Here is a 14,719-nt window from a genome sequence, read left to right on the forward strand (position 1 = left end):
CGGCACGAAACGGCGCGGACGCATGGCCGGGCAGGCGGCGGGCCGCTACACTATCGCGCTTTGCCCGCGCCCGGACCCGAGCCATGCCCGCCACCCCGCTTAACCCGACCGACCTCTACGACATCCGTTCGATGCTGTCCGACGAAGAGCGCATGGTGCAGGACACCGTCGCGCGCTTCACCGACGAGCGCGTGCTGCCGATCATCGGCGACTGCTTCGACAAGGGACGCTTCCCGACCGAGCTGATTCCCGAGATGGCCGAACTCGGCCTGCTCGGTTCCTCGCTGCCGGTCGAATACGGCTGCGCGGGCATGAACGGCGTCAGCTACGGCCTCGTCTGCCAGGAACTCGAGCGCGGCGACTCCGGCATCCGCAGCTTCGCCTCGGTGCAGAGTTCGCTGTGCATGTATCCGATCTACGCCTATGGCAGCGAGGAGCAGCGCAAGCGCTGGCTGCCCGACATGGCGGCGGGCAAGGTGATCGGCTGCTTCGGCCTGACCGAACCGCATGGCGGTTCCGATCCCGCCAACATGAAGACGAACGCGAAGAAGGACGGCGCGGACTGGATCCTCAACGGCGCCAAGATGTGGATCACCAACGGCAACCTCGCGCACATCGCGATCGCGTGGGCGCAGACCGACGAAGGGATCCAGGGCTTCATCGTCGAGAAAGGCATGCCCGGCTTCACCGCGCAGGAAGTGCACAAGAAGATGAGCCTGCGCGCGTCGGTGACGAGCGCGCTCTTCTTCGACAACGTGCGCGTGCCGGAAGCGAACCGCCTGCCGAACGTCAAGGGTCTCAAGGGCCCGCTCGGCTGCCTCACGCAGGCGCGCTACGGCATCACCTGGGGACCGATCGGCGCGGCGATCGCATGCTTCTCCGAAACGACCGAGTACGCGAAGAACCGCACGCTGTTCCAGCGCCCGATCGCCGCGACGCAGGCCGTGCAGATCAAGCTCGCCGACATGGCGCGCCGGATCACGCTCGCGCAGCTCCTGTCGCTGCAGCTCGGCCGCCTCAAGGACCAGGGCGTGATGCAGCCGACCCAGGTGTCGCTCGCGAAGTGGAACAACGTGCGCATGGCGATCGACATCGCCCGCGAATGCCGCGACATCCTCGGCGGCGCCGGCATCACGACCGAGCACTGCCCGATCCGCCACGCGCTGAACCTCGAGTCCGTCATCACCTACGAAGGCACCGAAACGGTGCACCAGCTCGTGGTCGGCCGCGAAGTCACGGGCATCAACGCGTTCTGATTCAGTAGGGGCGTTGGCCGTTGTTGCCGGGAGGGCTGTAGTTGCAGACGACGATGGTCCAATTGGGGAACTGCGCGCCGGACGGCGAACCGGTACTGCAGTTGCGAATCGCGCAGCCGACCTGGCTCGTGCTGCGCCAGACGACTTGCGTGTAGTGGCCGCATTGCTGGCCCGAGGCGCAGGTGTTGGCTGCATAGTTGTAGTACGCAGCCTCGGCGGCCCAGCTCGTGGCCGCCGGCGTCTGCGCCGCGCCCCATGGCGCCGAGGCGTAGAGGTTTTCGCCGAGCCCGGGCGTGCCGCTGTGCTGCCAGACGCACTGGTTCGCCCAGCCCTGCGCGGTCTGTGCGAGCGAGGTCGACCAGCGCAGCAGCGGGAGCGGTGGGTTGGCTGGGGGGACGACGGTGCGCCGGGCGCAGTTGTGCACCTGCAGGTTCCCCTTCCATTCCGCGCGTGCTGTGGCGGATTCGCCGTCGAACCCGTCGAAGTACAGGCAGTCGAGGAATGTCGCATGTGCCGGATCGGCGACGAGTAACAAGACCACGAGTCCGGACGATCCTGAAACATGCATGGCGGCATTCCTGTTCGATCCAGTTACCTGATACCGCAGCCTACATGAACGATACCGCTCCGATCGTCGAAACCGAACGCCTCGTCCTGCGGTTGCCGCGCATCGAGGATTTCGACGCGTACGCCGAGATGCATGCGAACGAGGACGCCGCGCGCCACATCGGCGGCGTGCTGCTGCGCGCGCCCGCGTGGCGCAAGTTCCTGCAGATGCCTGGCGCCTGGATGCTGCAGGGCTACGCGATGTTCTCGGTGGTCGAGAAGGCGAGCGGCCGCTGGGTCGGCCAGGCCGGTCCATGGCAACCGGAAGGCTGGCCCGGTACCGAGGTCGGGTGGGCGTTCCACCCGTCCGCGTGGGGCCAGGGCTACGCGACCGAAGCGGCGACCGCAGCGATCGACTGGGCGTTCGCCAACCTCGGCTGGAGCGAAGTCATTCATTCGATCGCGCCGGAAAACATCGCCTCGCAGGCGGTCGCGCGCCGCCTCGGCTCGGTCAATCGCGGTCCCGGCCGGCTGCCGCCGCCACACGAGGACGTCCGCATCGACATATGGGGCCAGTCGCGCGAAGACTGGCTTGCACGACGCAACGGAGCACGCCCGTGATCACCATCCACGGCTATTCACCGTCAGGAAACTGCCACAAGCTGCGCATGCTGCTCGGCCACTTGGATCGCGTCGAAGGCCGCGATTACCGCTGGATCGAAACGGATAGTGCGCACGGCGCGACGCGCACGCCCGAGTACCTCGCCAAGAACCCGAACGGCCGCGTGCCGATGCTCGAGACCGGCGACGGCCGCATCCTGGTCGAGTCGAACGCGATCCTCTACTGGCTCGCCGAAGGCACGCCGTATTTTTCGGGCGACAGCTGGCAGCGCGCACAGACGCTGTCGTGGATGTTCTTCGAGCAGTACAGCCACGAACCTTACGTGGCCGTCGCGCGCTTCATCTGCGGCTGGACGCCGCTCGACTCCGAACGCCGCGCCGACCTGCCACGCTTGCGCGAGCGCGGCCACCAGGCACTCGCGGTGATGGAGAAACATCTTTGCGCGCACGCCTGGTTCGGCGCGACCGGCTATGGCATCGCGGACATCGCGCTGTACGCGTACACCCATTGCGCGGAAGACGGCGGCATCGCGCTCGCCGCGTACCCGGCATTGCGCGCGTGGCTCGCACGGATCGAAGCGCAGCCAGGCTTCGTGCCGATGCCGCCGATCGCGGCCGAAAACGCAGAACGCATCGCGCGCTCCCTCTGATCCCGCGCCCCTTCCGGATTCCGACGCCATGAACGCGATCCCCAATCCCATTCCCGCCCGCCACAAGAACGTCAACCGCGCCGAGGTCTGCGACCAGAACTTCGCCGAATACGTGCAGGAATGGAGCGGCACGCCGCGCCCTGCGCCGCGCGCCGACGAGCCCGTGTTGCCCGGCAGCCTGTGCACCGCGCATGACTTCATCGAGCTGTTCGAATCGCAGCTCGTCTCGCGCCACCTCGACCTCATGGCGCGCGTGCTGCGAGTGAAGAACAAGGTGTTCTACACGATCGGCTCGTCCGGCCACGAAGGCAACGCGATGGTCGCGCGCCTCACGCGGCATACCGACCCTGCATTCCTGCACTATCGCAGCGGCGCGCTGATGGCCGAGCGCTTCCGCAAGCTGCCGGGGACTGATGGCAGAAGGCTCGATCCGATCATGGATTCGGCGCTGTCGTTCGCGGCGAGCAAGGACGACCCGGCCTCGGGTGGTCGCCACAAGGTCTGGGGCAGCAAGCCGCTGTGGGTATTGCCGCAGACATCGACGATTGCGTCGCACCTGCCGAAGGCGCTCGGCACCGCGGTCGCGATCGAACAGGCGCGCCGCATCGGCCACGCGCTGCCGATCCCCGACGATTCGATCGCGATCTGCTCGTTCGGCGACGCGTCGTCGAACCATGCGACCGCGCAGACCGCGTTCAACGCGGCGCAATGGACCGCGTACCAGAAGCTGCCCGCACCGGTGTTGTTCGTCTGCGAGGACAATGGCATCGGCATCTCGGTGAAGACGCCGGGCGGTTGGATCGGCAATGCGTTCCGCAATCGCGACGGCCTCGACTACTTCTACGCCGACGGCCTCGACCTTGCCGCAGGCTACGAGCAGGTCGCGCGCGCGGTCTACCACTGCCGCACGACGCGCCGGCCGACCTTCCTGCACCTGCGCACGACGCGCATCATGGGCCACGCGGGCACCGACTTCGAGATCGAATGGCGCAGCATCGAGGAACTGGTCGCGGTCGAGGCGACCGACCCGCTGCTGCGCAGCGCGGCGATCGCGCTGGAATCGGGCCTGTACACGAAGGAATCCCTGATCGCGAAGTACGAAGACATCCGCCGCAAGTGCTTCGCCGCCGCCGAAGAGGCGGATCGCCGTCCCAAGCTCGACAAGCTCGAGGACGTGATCGCGCCGCTCGCGCCCTACAGCCCGGACGAGGTCGCCGCGGAAGCGGCGCGCGCCGACTACGCCGACAAGCGCCTCGCCGTCTTCGGCGGCGAGGACAAGCTGCCCGAAAAGCTCGCGCCGCGCCACCTCGCCATCCAGATCAACAACGCGCTGCACGACCTCTTCTGCAAGTATCCGGAAACGCTGCTCTTCGGCGAGGACGTCGCGCAGAAGGGCGGCGTGTACACGGTGACCAAGGGCCTGCACAAGGCGTTCAAGAATGCCCGCGTGTTCAACACGCTGCTCGACGAGACGATGATCCTCGGCCTCGCGCAGGGCTACGCCAACATGGGCATGCTGCCGGTGCCCGAGATCCAGTACCTCGCGTACTTCCACAATGCCTGCGACCAGATCCGCGGCGAGGCGGCGTCGCTGCAGTTCTTCTCCAACAACCAGTACAAGAACCCGATGCTCGTGCGCATCGCGGGCCTCGGCTACCAGCGTGGCTTCGGCGGGCATTTCCACAACGACAATTCGATCGCCGCGCTGCGCGACATCCCGGGCCTCGTCGTGGGTTGTCCTTCGCGCGGCGACGACGCCGCGACGATGCTGCGCACGCTCGCCGCGCTGGCGAAGGTCGACGGCCGCGTCAGCGTGTTCCTCGAGCCGATCGCCCTGTACATGACCAAGGACCTCTACGAGCCCGGCGACGGCCAATGGCTGACATCGTATCCGTCGCCCGATCAGGCCATGCCTCTCGGCGAAGGCCGCATCTACGAAAGCGCCAATGGCGCCGCGCCGCCCGCAGACCGCGACCCTCAGCCCTCCGATCTCGTGATCTTCACCTACGGCAACGGCGTGCCGATGAGCCTGCGCGCCGCGCGCGAGATCGAGAAGGCACTCGGCTGGAACGTGCGCACGGTCGACTTGCGCTGGCTCGTGCCGCTCAACGAAGCGTTCATCGGCGAACAGGCCAAGGGTGCGAAGCGCATCCTCGTGGTCGACGAAGGTCGCCATTCGGCCGGCGTCGGCGAGGGCGTGATCACCGCGATCGTCGAGGCCGGGGAGGGCGCGAAACCGCTCCGTCGCGTCGTCGGCGCGGATACCTACACGCCGCTCGCGGGCGCCGCGTTCCTCGTGCTGCCGTCCGATGCGGACATCGTGGCGGCGGCGCGCGAACTCGCCCGATAGCACGGCCGGGAGGAAGCGCGCGCGCTCCGCCGGTCTGCAAAAGCGGCCATTGCAGCGTTATCGCCGGTCGGCTCATTCAGCTTCGCAGGCCCGCGGGTGGCGCGCGACGACTTTGCAGCATTCTGCAGTCGACCGCGCGCCTGCAGCGGTCATGCCGACTGCGCACGGATTCGTTATGATTTCCGCGATGACCGAGCGCCGTCCCCTCACGATCCTTTTCGCCGACGTCTCCGGCAGCACGCGGCTGTTCGAGACGCGTGGCGACGAAGCGGCGCGGCGCATCGTCGCGAACGTGCTGCTCGCGCTCGCCGAAGTGTCGGCGCGCCACGGCGGCCGCGTCGTCAAGACGATCGGCGACGAGATCATGTGCACGTTCCCCGGTCCCCTGAATGGGCTCCTCGCGGCGACCGACATGCATCGGCGCATCAAGTCCGATCCGGAATTCCATCTCGACAATCTAGCGATCCGCATCGGCTTGCATCACGGCGACACCCTGGTCGAAAACGGTGACGTCTTCGGCGACGCCGTCAACACGGCGGCGCGCATGGCGGACAAGAGCCTCGCGCGGCGCGACCAGATCGTCGCGACCGCAAGCACGGTCGAAGGCGTGAGCAACACGACCGGCCTTCGCGTGCGCCCCCTTGGCAGCGCCTGGGTGCTCGGCAAGCAGGCGCCGATCGAGATCGTGGACGTGCTCTGGCAGGAAGATCTCGCGCATGTGACGACGGTGCAGCGCGTGATGACGCCGATCGACGCGACGCCGTCCGATCGCCCGCGCCTCACCCTGCGCTTCAAGAGCCAGGTGTTCGAGCTCGACGAAGGCACGCCCTTCTCGATCGGCCGCGATCCGGCCAGCAGCCTCGTCGTCGAAACCGAGTGGGTCTCGCGCAACCATGCATTGATCGAGTGGAAGCGCGGTTACTTCATGCTCGCCGACCGTTCGACCAATGGCAGCTGGCTCAGGATCGGCGACGACGACGAACTGTTCGTGCATCGCGACGAGACGCACCTGCGCCGCGGCGGTTCGATCAGCCTCGGTCAGGCCCACCAGCTCGACGACGCGGACCTGATCTGGTTCCAATGCGGAGGCGAGTGAGCGGCCGCGCAGTCGGGAGCACGCGCGGGTGCTCGCGCGTGCGGGTGACGTGCGCCGGCCCGCGCGGACTCGCCCTCAGGCAGCCTCGAACCCGTTCCTGAAGATCTGGTCGAACCCCGTCGGCGGCAGGTCGCTGCCCTGGAAGATGCCGAGCGGCGCGTAACCGGAGTAGCCCGGGAACGCGTAGTAGATGTTCGGGTTGCCCATGCGGCGGATCAGCGCCTCGGAAATCACCTGGCGGTAATCGGTCGTCACCGCGACGTCGTTGCCCTCGAACAGTTCGCCACTGCCGAGGCCGGGGAACGTGCCGTAGACCTGCGCGCCGTTCACCGCGCCGCCGAGCACGGTGATCACGTTGCCGTAACCATGGTCGGTGCCGCCGTCGGAGTTTTCGAGCACGCGCCGGCCGAACTCGCTGACCACGATCACGCTGACGCGGTTCATGAGGTTGCCTGATGCCGCGGTCGAAAGGTCGGTGTAGAACGCCGACAGCCCCTGCGACAGGCTTTCGACCTGGTTGCCGAACCAGTCGTAGCTCTGCGTCGGGTTGCCCTGGCCGACGTGCGTGTCCCAGTTGCCGAGATCGATCGTGACCGCGCGCAGCCCGAGGTTGAGCTTGATCATCTGCGCGACGTTGCGCAGCTGCGTGCCGAAGCCGCCGTTGTTGGCGAGCGTGTAGTTGGCGCCGCCGGTCGGCTGGTAGCCGTCCGGGTTGTTCGTCGCGTCGTACAGGCCGAAGTCGATCGGACGCAGCAGGGCGAGCGAGTCGAGCGCCTCCATGCCGGCGCGTTCGAGCTGGGTCGCGCTGCTGTTCCACAACGCATTCATGCGGCTGACCGCGCCGATGCGTCCGCTCGCGGCATCGTCGTCCTGCCAGGACCAATGGAACGTGTCGAGGCGGAAGTCCGAGCCGCTGTTCATCGTGATCGCATCGCTGCTGCCGAGCAGGCTGTTGGCGGTGATGCTGCCCATCGATACCGCGGGCAGCGGCACGTTCGCGGGCAAGCCACCGCTGACGAGATGGCGGGTCATCCAGCCGATGCCGCTGCCGCCGCCCCCACCGACGCCGAACTCGAGGTTGGACTGCGCCTCGAAGTGGCTGCGCACGACCGGGTTCGGTTGCACCTGGCCCGCGGCGACGACGAACGCGGCGTGGCCGGCCTGGTAGAGCGCGTGCAGGCCGCTCGCGCGCGGATGCAGCGCCCAGGTCGAGTTGGCGAGCGCGAGCGCGGCGCCGGTGCCCGACAGGGGCACGCGCGTGTCGGTGCGCGAGGCTTCGTAGTCGGCGCGGTAGGGACTCGACGCGCCGGGCGGCAGCAGGCTGAGGCCGTCCATCGCGCCGCGCAGGAACACCACCACGAGCGTGTCTTCGGTGGCCGTCGCCGGCAGCAGGGATGGTGGCGCGAACCAGGCCCGGGCGCGGCTGCCGGGGCCCGCGGCGAGCGCGCTGACGCAGCATCCCTTGAGGAAGTCGCGGCGATTGAATGCATTCATGGCGATCGTCCTCTCAGCGACGCAGGAATTCGGGCGAGCACAGCAGCAGGCCGATCGCGACGCGCAGGCGCGCGATCGTGTAGTGCTTGGACAGCGTGTTCGGCGGGTTCAGGTGCCACACGCCGGTGTGCTGCGGCTGGCCGTTGCTGATCGAATCCGTGACGAGATCGAGCGGATCGGTCGGCGCCGCTTCCTGGCGGAGGAAGTCGAGCGCGACGCCGAACGTCGGCTGCGGCCGGTAACCGAGGATGCGGTCGCACCAGAAGCCGATCACGTTCGCGGCGGTACGATCGGCCGCGTTCGGGAACGCGCTGAGCGTCTGCTCCTGCACGTCGACGATGAAGGGATAGGCATTGTTGTAACTCTCGGTCTGGTGCATCTCGAGCAGGCGCGGCAGCAGCTTCAGCGTGAGGCCGAGCGCGCCGGTGCTCGACCACGCGGTGATCGTGTCCGGATAACCGTTCGGCGCCGGCCAGTAGAACAGACGCTGGCCCGCGGCCTGCAGGCGCCCGATGAGTTCCTCGGTCGGCGTGTAGGTGGAACTGTTGTCCGGCACCGGCGTGAAGTTCGCGAGCGTCGCGCGCAGCGCGCTGACGACGCTGCGTGCGGGGCCCTTCATCTTCGTGCCCCAACTGGTCTTGAACTCGTTGGAATGCAGGATCAGGGCGATCACCTGGGCGATCTGGTCGGGCGCCTGCCATTGCTGGTGGAACAGGTCGGCCGCGGCCTGGACGAGCGACGCCGGCACGACGTCGCCGACGAAGCGCCGGCAGAGTTTGCCCGCGATGAAATGCGCCGTGCCCGGGTGCTGCGCGAGCATGTCGAACAGCAACGTGCCGTCGTTCTGCCCGCCGCCGGCCGAGAAATTGCGGTGCAGGACGCGCTTGACGCCGGCATCGTGCAGCGCCTGCACGAACTCGAAGGCGCCGGGGTTGGGATCGTTGCGCGTTTCCCAGGTGCTGTGCGAGATCGTCCAGCCGGTGAGCACGCGCGCCGCCTCGTAGACGTCGTCGTCGACGTATTGCAGGCGCTGGATCTTGCCCTGCCAGTCGATGTAGGTCGGCAGCGAAGGGTCGTCGTCGGGATCGTCGACGATGCCGGCGTAGTTCTCCGCGCCGAGCGTGTGCAGCTCCATCAGTTCGCGCGCGTAGTTCTCGTTTGGATGGCCCGAGTAGCTCGTGTAGAGGTCGAGCATGTACATCATCGCCGCCGATTCGCAGGTCGCCTGCAGCATCGCGCGGAAATTGCCGAACACGTGCGGCCGGATCGCGTCGCGGTCGAACGGCGGGAACAACGGGCCGCCGTCGTAGTCCCAGCCGAACACGCTGAAATGGTCGTGCCAGAACGATGCCGTCGCTTCGAACAGCTGGCGGCGGCTGTAGATCTGCCGGATCAGCGTCGCGCATTCGGTTTCGGCGATCGGCAGCATGCGCTGGAAGTAGCTGCTGCTCGCCTCGCGCGCGGCCCACAGCTGCTCGGGCGTCTTGTCCAGCGTCGTGAAGCCGGCGCTGGCGAGGCGCGCGTCGCAGGCGGCATCGTCGATCGTGGCGGGCGACAGCTGCTGGTCGACCCAGGCTTGCCAGCGCGCGTCGTCGTTGCCGCCGAGCGCGTTGAACGCGATGAGGTCCAGGGTCGAATAGCCGCAGGTCGCGCGCGTGAGCCAGCGCACCGCGGCGGGTGGCGAGCTGAGCGAATCGGGGCTCGCCGGCAGCTCGTCGAACTGGCCGTCGCGTCCGGGGCGGCGCCGGGACAGGCGCGGGTCGGTCGGCGGGACGACCGCGGCGAACACGGCGTCGAACAGGCGGCGGCGAGCGGTGTTGAACGCGGCAGTCGCAGGGGCTGAGGCCATGGAACCGGCTCCGGAGGCGCGAGGAAGTGCGGCGATTGTCGTCCGGAAGCAGCGTGGCCGGGTGTGATCGCGCGCGCGCTTCGGCCAGCCCGCTCGCGGGCGGCACGCTTCAGACGACGAGCGGTTCCGGCTCGAGTTCGACGCCGAAGCGCTCGCGCACGCCCGCGCGCACGCGCTCGGCCAATGCCCAGAGCGCGGCGCCACTCGCATGGCCGCGATTGACCAGCACCAGCGCATGCTGGTCGGACACGGCCGCATCGCCCTCGCGCAGCCCCTTGTAGCCGCAGGCCTCGATCAGCCACGCGGCAGAGAGCTTGCTGCGGTCGCCGGCGGGCCAGGCCGGCAGTGCCGGATGCGCCTCGCGCAGGGCGTCCGCATGGGCGCGTTCGACCAGCGGATTCTTGAAGAAGCTGCCGGCATTGCCGAGCAGGGCCGGGTTCGGCAGCTTGCGCGTGCGGATGCGCGCGATCGCCTCGGCGACCGCCGGTGCACGCGGCTCGTCGATGCCCATCGCCGCGAGTTCCTCGCGCACGCCGGCATAGTCCAGGCGCAGCGGCCGCTCGCGCACGAGTTCGAATTCCACCGCGGTCACGATGTAGCGATCGCGCTCGCGCTTGAACACCGAGTCGCGGTAGCCGAACGCGCAGTCGGCGTTGGCGATTCGCACGAGTTGTCCGGCGTGGCGATCCCAGGCTTCGACCGCGACGATGAACTCGCGCACCTCGGTGCCGTAGGCGCCTATGTTCTGGATCGGCGCGGCGCCGACCGTGCCGGGGATCAGCACGAGGTTCTCGAGGCCGGCGTAGCCGCGTGCGAGTGACCAGCGCACGAAATCGTTCCACGGTTCGCCGGCCTCGACGCGCACGTGCGTGCGGCCGCCGTCGTCGCCGAGCACGCGCACGCCATGCGCGGCGATCGCGAGCACGACGCCGGGCCAGTCGCGCGTGAACAGGACGTTGCTGCCTTCGCCGAGCACGAGCAGCGGCTGCGTGCGGAGCGCCGCATACCCGAACAACTCGCCGAGCGCGGCCGGCTTCCGTACATCGACGAGCATCCGTGCACGTGCCGCGACGTGGAACGTGTTGCGCCCGTGCAGCGAGGCGTTCTCGACGATCGTGTAGCCGTTGCCTTCGGCGATCGCGGCACCGACAGGATGGCCGCTCATGCGCCATTTCCCCGGCGGATCGCCTCGACGCATTCGCCGACGAGTGCCGGACCGCGATAGACCATGCCGGTGTAGAACTGGACGAGCGTGGCGCCCGCCGCGACCTTCGCCGCGGCATCCGCGCCGCGCAGGATGCCGCCGACCCCGACCAGCGGGATGGCGTCACCGAGCCGCGCGCGCATGCCGCGCAGCACCTCGGTGGAGCGCGCGAACAGCGGAGCGCCGGACAGGCCGCCGGCCTCGTCGGCGTGGCGGTGGCCGGCGACCGCGCCGCGGTCGATCGTCGTATTGGTGCAGATGACGCCGTCGATGCGCGCAGCGCGCAGCACGTCGGCGATCGCATCGAGTTCAGCCTCGGCGAGGTCCGGTGCGATCTTCAGCAGCATCGGCTTGCGCCGCCCGTGCTGCGCACCGAGGCGCTCCTGCGCCTCGCGCAGGGCGCCGATGAAGCGCTTGAGCGTTTCCTCCTCCTGCAGGTCGCGCAGGCCATGCGTGTTCGGCGAGGAGATGTTCACGGTGACGTAGCTCGCGCGCGGGTACACACGCTCGAGGCAGTGCAGGTAGTCGTCGATCGCGCGCTCGTTCGGCGTATCCTTGTTCTTCCCGATGTTGATGCCGAGCACGCCGGTGTAGCGCGCCCGCTCGACGTTGCGCACCAGCGCGTCGACGCCGCCGTTGTTGAAGCCGAGGCGGTTGATGACCGCTTCGTGCTCGGGCAGGCGGAACATGCGCGGCTTGGGGTTGCCCGCCTGCGGCCGCGGCGTCGTCGTACCGACCTCGATGCAGCCGAAGCCGAGCGCGGCGAGCGCATCGACGTGCGCGCCGTTCTTGTCGAGCCCCGCGGCGAGGCCGACCGGGTTGTCGAAGCGCAGGCCGAACGCCTCGACCGGCAGCGATCGCGGCTTGCCCGCGAGCAGCGGGTTCGTGCCGGTGCGCCAGGCGGCCTCGATCGCCGCGAGCGCGAGGTCGTGTGCGCGCTCGGCGTCGAGGCAGAACAGGAACGGGCGGGCGAATGCGTACACGCCGGTGGTGTTCAATGCCAATGCGAGCCGAAGAATGCGAGGCCGCCGAAGAACAGCATGATCGCGATGAAGGCGAGCGCGAACAGCGCAAGATGGATCCAGCCGAGCACGAGACCGGCGATGGCCATGCCGTCGCCCTCGATCGCGCCGGGCGGGGCGCGACGGATTTCGCCGCGCGCGACGTGGCCGCAGACCACCGCGGCGATCGCACCGAGGAAAGGCAGCCCGACCCAGCAGACGATGCCGAACACGAGACTGAGGACGGCCGTCGTGCTCGTACGCGAAGGAGTGGCATTCATGCGCAAAAAACCGGGACTGCGGCGCGCGAGCGGCGCCGGTGCGCAAGAGTAGTCACTCGCGCGTGGCGGTTCAACGCGCCGCGCGCCCGCGCCGATCAATGCGCGGCGAGTTCCGGCGGCGGCGCGGGGAACTGCACGACCGGACCGGGCGGCCGCACGCCCGGCGGCAATGCCGCGGGCGCCTGCTTGCCGGCCGGGCCGAGCGCCTGCACGAAGGCGTACAACGCCTCGAGATCGGCGTCGCTCATCGCGTTGACGGCCCAGTACGGCATCGGCGGACGCGCCTTGAACGTACGGGCGTACTGCTTGAACGAGGCGAGGTCCATCGTCGCGAAGCGCAGGCGCAGGTTCGGCGCATAGGTCGTGCCCCATTCGCCCGACCAGCCGAGTTCGTCGCCGGTCAGCCATTGCGATTCGGGCACCTGCCCGCCGCTCGCAGCGAAGCCCGGCGTGTGGCAATCGTTGCATCCGCCGATCATGGCGACGTAGCGGCCGTGCTGCACGAGGTCCTCGCGCGAGGCGGCGGCCAGCGTGGCGACGGCCGCGCTCGCGCTGAGCGCGACGGCGAGGGCAATGAAAAGCTTGTTCATCGGACGTCCCGGCGGCGCGGCGGAATGCCGCGCCTTCGTACGTCCCAATACGGGCGGCGGCGCGGATTCCTATCAGGCCAGCGACGGACCCGAACCCTCGAAGGCGCCGTGCCCCGGCTTTCGCCGGGACGAGGCCGTCATGGGAAACCGTGTGTTCCCATGTCGCCGCGGATCAGAACTCGAACTTGATGCCCTGCGCGAGCGGCAGCGCGTCCGAATAGTTGATCGTGTTGGTCTGGCGGCGCATGTAGGCGCGCCACGCGTCGGAGCCGGATTCGCGGCCGCCGCCGGTCTCCTTCTCGCCGCCGAACGCGCCGCCGATCTCGGCGCCCGAGGTGCCGATGTTGACGTTGGCGATGCCGCAGTCGGAACCCGCCGCACCGAGGAAGGCCTCGGCCGCCTTGAGGTTCTGCGTGAAGATCGACGACGACAGGCCTTGCGGCACCGCGTTCTGCATCGCGATCGCCTCGTCGAGCGATTTGAACTTCATCACGTACAGGATCGGCGCGAACGTCTCGTGTTGGACGATCGCGGCGTCGTTCGACAGGCCCGTGACGATCGTCGGCAGCACGAAGTTGCCCTTGCCCTCGATCGCCGCGCCGCCGGTCTCGACCTTGCCGCCGGCCGCCTTCGCCTGCGCGATCGCGTCGAGGTAGGCCTGCACCGCGTCGCGGCTGTTGAGCGGGCCCATGAGGTTCTTCGCGTCGGTCGGGTCGCCGATCTTCTTCTCGACCTGCTTGTAGGCGGCGACGAGCTTGGCGAGCACGTCGTCGTGGATCGACTCGTGCACGAACAGGCGACGCGTGGTGGTGCAGCGCTGGCCGGCGGTGCCTACCGCGCCGAACACGATCGCGGGGATCGCGAGCTTCAGGTCCGCCGTCTCGTCGACGATGATCGCGTTGTTGCCGCCGAGTTCGAGCAGCGAGCGGCCCATGCGCTGGGCGACGCGCTCGCCGACGATGCGGCCGATGCGGGTCGAGCCGGTGAAGCTGATCAGCGGCACGCGCTTGTCGTCGACGAAGGTCGAAGCGAGTTCGGTGCCGGCGTCGTTGAACAGGAAGAACAGGTCCGGGAAGCCACCCGCCTTCAGCGCGTCGTTGCAGATCTTCATCGCCGCGATCGCCGACAGCGGCGTCTTCGGCGACGGCTTCCAGATCGAGATGTCGCCGCACACGGCCGCGATGAAGCTGTTCCAGGCCCATACCGCGACCGGGAAGTTGAACGCGGAGATGATGCCGACGAGGCCGAGCGGATGCCACTGCTCGTACATGCGATGGCCCGGGCGCTCGGAGTGCATCGTCAGGCCGTAGAGCTGGCGCGACAGGCCGACCGCGAAGTCGCCGATGTCGATCATCTCCTGCACTTCACCGTCGCCTTCGGGCTTGGACTTGCCCATCTCGAGCGCGACGAGCGAGCCGAGCGCATCCTTGTGCGTGCGCAGCGCGTCGCTGCACAGGCGGATCGCCTCGCCTCGGCGCGGCGCCGGCGTGACGCGCCAGGTCGCGAACGCGGCCTGCGCGCGCTTGACGATCGTCTCGTAGTCGCTCGCGCTGGCCGAATGCACCTCGGCAATCACCTCGTTGGTGCTCGGGTTGATCGACTGCAGCAGGCCGGCATCGGTCGTCTTCGACCATTCGCCGTGGCCGAGGTAGGTGCCCGAATTGACCGGGTCGAGGCCGAGGGACTTGAGGATCTGCGCGGACATGGAGGCTCCAGAAAGGCGGGACGCGCCGGGGCGCGCGAAACCGCCGATTGTATCAGGACGGCGTATCAGGACGCGG

The 14,719-nt window shown here is 68.5% G+C and carries 13 protein-coding genes; 5 read left to right on the forward strand and 8 right to left on the reverse strand.

What is annotated here, in order from left to right; translation table 11 throughout:
• Positions 1-83: 83 nt before the first annotated feature.
• Positions 84-1,256, forward strand: coding sequence for an acyl-CoA dehydrogenase family protein (locus ACTHK2_RS02555; protein ID WP_440244122.1), 1,173 nt, complete (start codon positions 84-86; stop codon positions 1,254-1,256).
• A 1-nt stretch (position 1,257) separates the two neighbouring features.
• On the opposite strand, the gene ACTHK2_RS02560 is transcribed toward ACTHK2_RS02555, so the two are convergent.
• Positions 1,258-1,797, reverse strand: a complete 540-nt coding sequence (locus tag ACTHK2_RS02560; RefSeq protein WP_440244123.1) for a CAP domain-containing protein — start codon at positions 1,795-1,797, stop codon at positions 1,258-1,260.
• Between the two features lie 71 nt (positions 1,798-1,868).
• Between ACTHK2_RS02560 and ACTHK2_RS02565 the strand changes: the two genes are divergently transcribed.
• The 4 genes from ACTHK2_RS02565 to ACTHK2_RS02580 all read left to right on the forward strand — a co-directional run bounded on the left by ACTHK2_RS02565 (position 1,869) and on the right by ACTHK2_RS02580 (position 6,519).
• Positions 1,869-2,423: a GNAT family N-acetyltransferase gene (locus ACTHK2_RS02565; protein WP_440244124.1), complete on the forward strand. Its 555-nt coding sequence runs from the start codon at positions 1,869-1,871 to the stop codon at positions 2,421-2,423.
• The gene (locus ACTHK2_RS02570; protein WP_440244125.1) at positions 2,369-3,073 is read left to right on the forward strand and encodes a glutathione S-transferase family protein; all 705 of its coding nucleotides are present in this window, start codon (positions 2,369-2,371) and stop codon (positions 3,071-3,073) included. Before ACTHK2_RS02565 ends, ACTHK2_RS02570 begins: the two co-directional genes overlap by 55 nt.
• A 28-nt stretch (positions 3,074-3,101) precedes the next feature.
• The gene (locus ACTHK2_RS02575; RefSeq protein WP_440244126.1) at positions 3,102-5,423 is read left to right on the forward strand and encodes a thiamine pyrophosphate-dependent enzyme; all 2,322 of its coding nucleotides are present in this window, start codon (positions 3,102-3,104) and stop codon (positions 5,421-5,423) included.
• A gap of 187 nt (positions 5,424-5,610) precedes the next feature.
• Positions 5,611-6,519 (forward strand): adenylate/guanylate cyclase domain-containing protein, encoded by a 909-nt coding sequence (locus tag ACTHK2_RS02580; protein WP_440244127.1) that lies wholly within the window; start codon positions 5,611-5,613, stop codon positions 6,517-6,519.
• 75 nt (positions 6,520-6,594) lie between these two features.
• Here ACTHK2_RS02580 and ACTHK2_RS02585 read toward each other — a convergent pair whose 3' ends face one another.
• The 7 genes from ACTHK2_RS02585 to amaB all read right to left on the reverse strand — a co-directional run bounded on the left by ACTHK2_RS02585 (position 6,595) and on the right by amaB (position 14,643).
• Complete coding sequence (locus ACTHK2_RS02585) at positions 6,595-8,013, reverse strand: DUF1501 domain-containing protein (RefSeq protein ID WP_440244128.1); 1,419 nt, start codon at positions 8,011-8,013, stop codon at positions 6,595-6,597.
• Positions 8,014-8,026: 13 nt separating this feature from the next.
• The gene (locus ACTHK2_RS02590) at positions 8,027-9,862 is read right to left on the reverse strand and encodes a DUF1800 domain-containing protein (protein ID WP_440244129.1); all 1,836 of its coding nucleotides are present in this window, start codon (positions 9,860-9,862) and stop codon (positions 8,027-8,029) included.
• A 109-nt stretch (positions 9,863-9,971) separates the two neighbouring features.
• Positions 9,972-11,027, reverse strand: coding sequence for a UDP-N-acetylmuramate dehydrogenase (gene murB / locus ACTHK2_RS02595; protein WP_440244130.1), 1,056 nt, complete (start codon positions 11,025-11,027; stop codon positions 9,972-9,974).
• A complete protein-coding gene (locus ACTHK2_RS02600; RefSeq protein WP_440244166.1) occupies positions 11,024-12,049 on the reverse strand; it encodes a quinone-dependent dihydroorotate dehydrogenase in 1,026 nt (341 codons plus the stop codon). The genes murB and ACTHK2_RS02600 overlap by 4 nt, the downstream gene beginning before the upstream one ends.
• Before the next feature lie 11 nt (positions 12,050-12,060).
• Positions 12,061-12,348: a DUF4190 domain-containing protein gene (locus tag ACTHK2_RS02605; protein ID WP_440244131.1), complete on the reverse strand. Its 288-nt coding sequence runs from the start codon at positions 12,346-12,348 to the stop codon at positions 12,061-12,063.
• 95 nt (positions 12,349-12,443) lie between these two features.
• Positions 12,444-12,938: a cytochrome C gene (locus ACTHK2_RS02610; protein WP_440244132.1), complete on the reverse strand. Its 495-nt coding sequence runs from the start codon at positions 12,936-12,938 to the stop codon at positions 12,444-12,446.
• Positions 12,939-13,110: 172 nt separating this feature from the next.
• Entirely contained in the window at positions 13,111-14,643 is a 1,533-nt protein-coding gene (gene amaB, locus ACTHK2_RS02615; protein ID WP_440244133.1) for an L-piperidine-6-carboxylate dehydrogenase, read from the reverse strand.
• Positions 14,644-14,719 lie beyond the last annotated feature (76 nt).

Source organism: Dokdonella sp., from assembly GCF_051958935.1.
Classification (GTDB): domain Bacteria; phylum Pseudomonadota; class Gammaproteobacteria; order Xanthomonadales; family Rhodanobacteraceae; genus Dokdonella_A.

What these genes read in the sequence shown, in the direction of transcription:
- ACTHK2_RS02580 (WP_440244127.1), top strand. Translation starts at nt 5,611, where the DNA reads ATGACCGAGCGCCGTCCCCTCACGATCCTTTTCGCCGACGTCTCCGGC.
- ACTHK2_RS02590 (WP_440244129.1), bottom strand. Translation starts at nt 9,862, where the DNA reads ATGGCCTCAGCCCCTGCGACTGCCGCGTTCAACACCGCTCGCCGCCGC.
- ACTHK2_RS02565 (WP_440244124.1), top strand. Translation starts at nt 1,869, where the DNA reads ATGAACGATACCGCTCCGATCGTCGAAACCGAACGCCTCGTCCTGCGG.
- ACTHK2_RS02575 (WP_440244126.1), top strand. Translation starts at nt 3,102, where the DNA reads ATGAACGCGATCCCCAATCCCATTCCCGCCCGCCACAAGAACGTCAAC.
- ACTHK2_RS02610 (WP_440244132.1), bottom strand. Translation starts at nt 12,938, where the DNA reads ATGAACAAGCTTTTCATTGCCCTCGCCGTCGCGCTCAGCGCGAGCGCG.
- murB (WP_440244130.1), bottom strand. Translation starts at nt 11,027, where the DNA reads ATGAGCGGCCATCCTGTCGGTGCCGCGATCGCCGAAGGCAACGGCTAC.
- amaB (WP_440244133.1), bottom strand. Translation starts at nt 14,643, where the DNA reads ATGTCCGCGCAGATCCTCAAGTCCCTCGGCCTCGACCCGGTCAATTCG.
- ACTHK2_RS02605 (WP_440244131.1), bottom strand. Translation starts at nt 12,348, where the DNA reads ATGAATGCCACTCCTTCGCGTACGAGCACGACGGCCGTCCTCAGTCTC.
- ACTHK2_RS02585 (WP_440244128.1), bottom strand. Translation starts at nt 8,013, where the DNA reads ATGAATGCATTCAATCGCCGCGACTTCCTCAAGGGATGCTGCGTCAGC.
- ACTHK2_RS02555 (WP_440244122.1), top strand. Translation starts at nt 84, where the DNA reads ATGCCCGCCACCCCGCTTAACCCGACCGACCTCTACGACATCCGTTCG.
- ACTHK2_RS02570 (WP_440244125.1), top strand. Translation starts at nt 2,369, where the DNA reads ATGGGGCCAGTCGCGCGAAGACTGGCTTGCACGACGCAACGGAGCACG.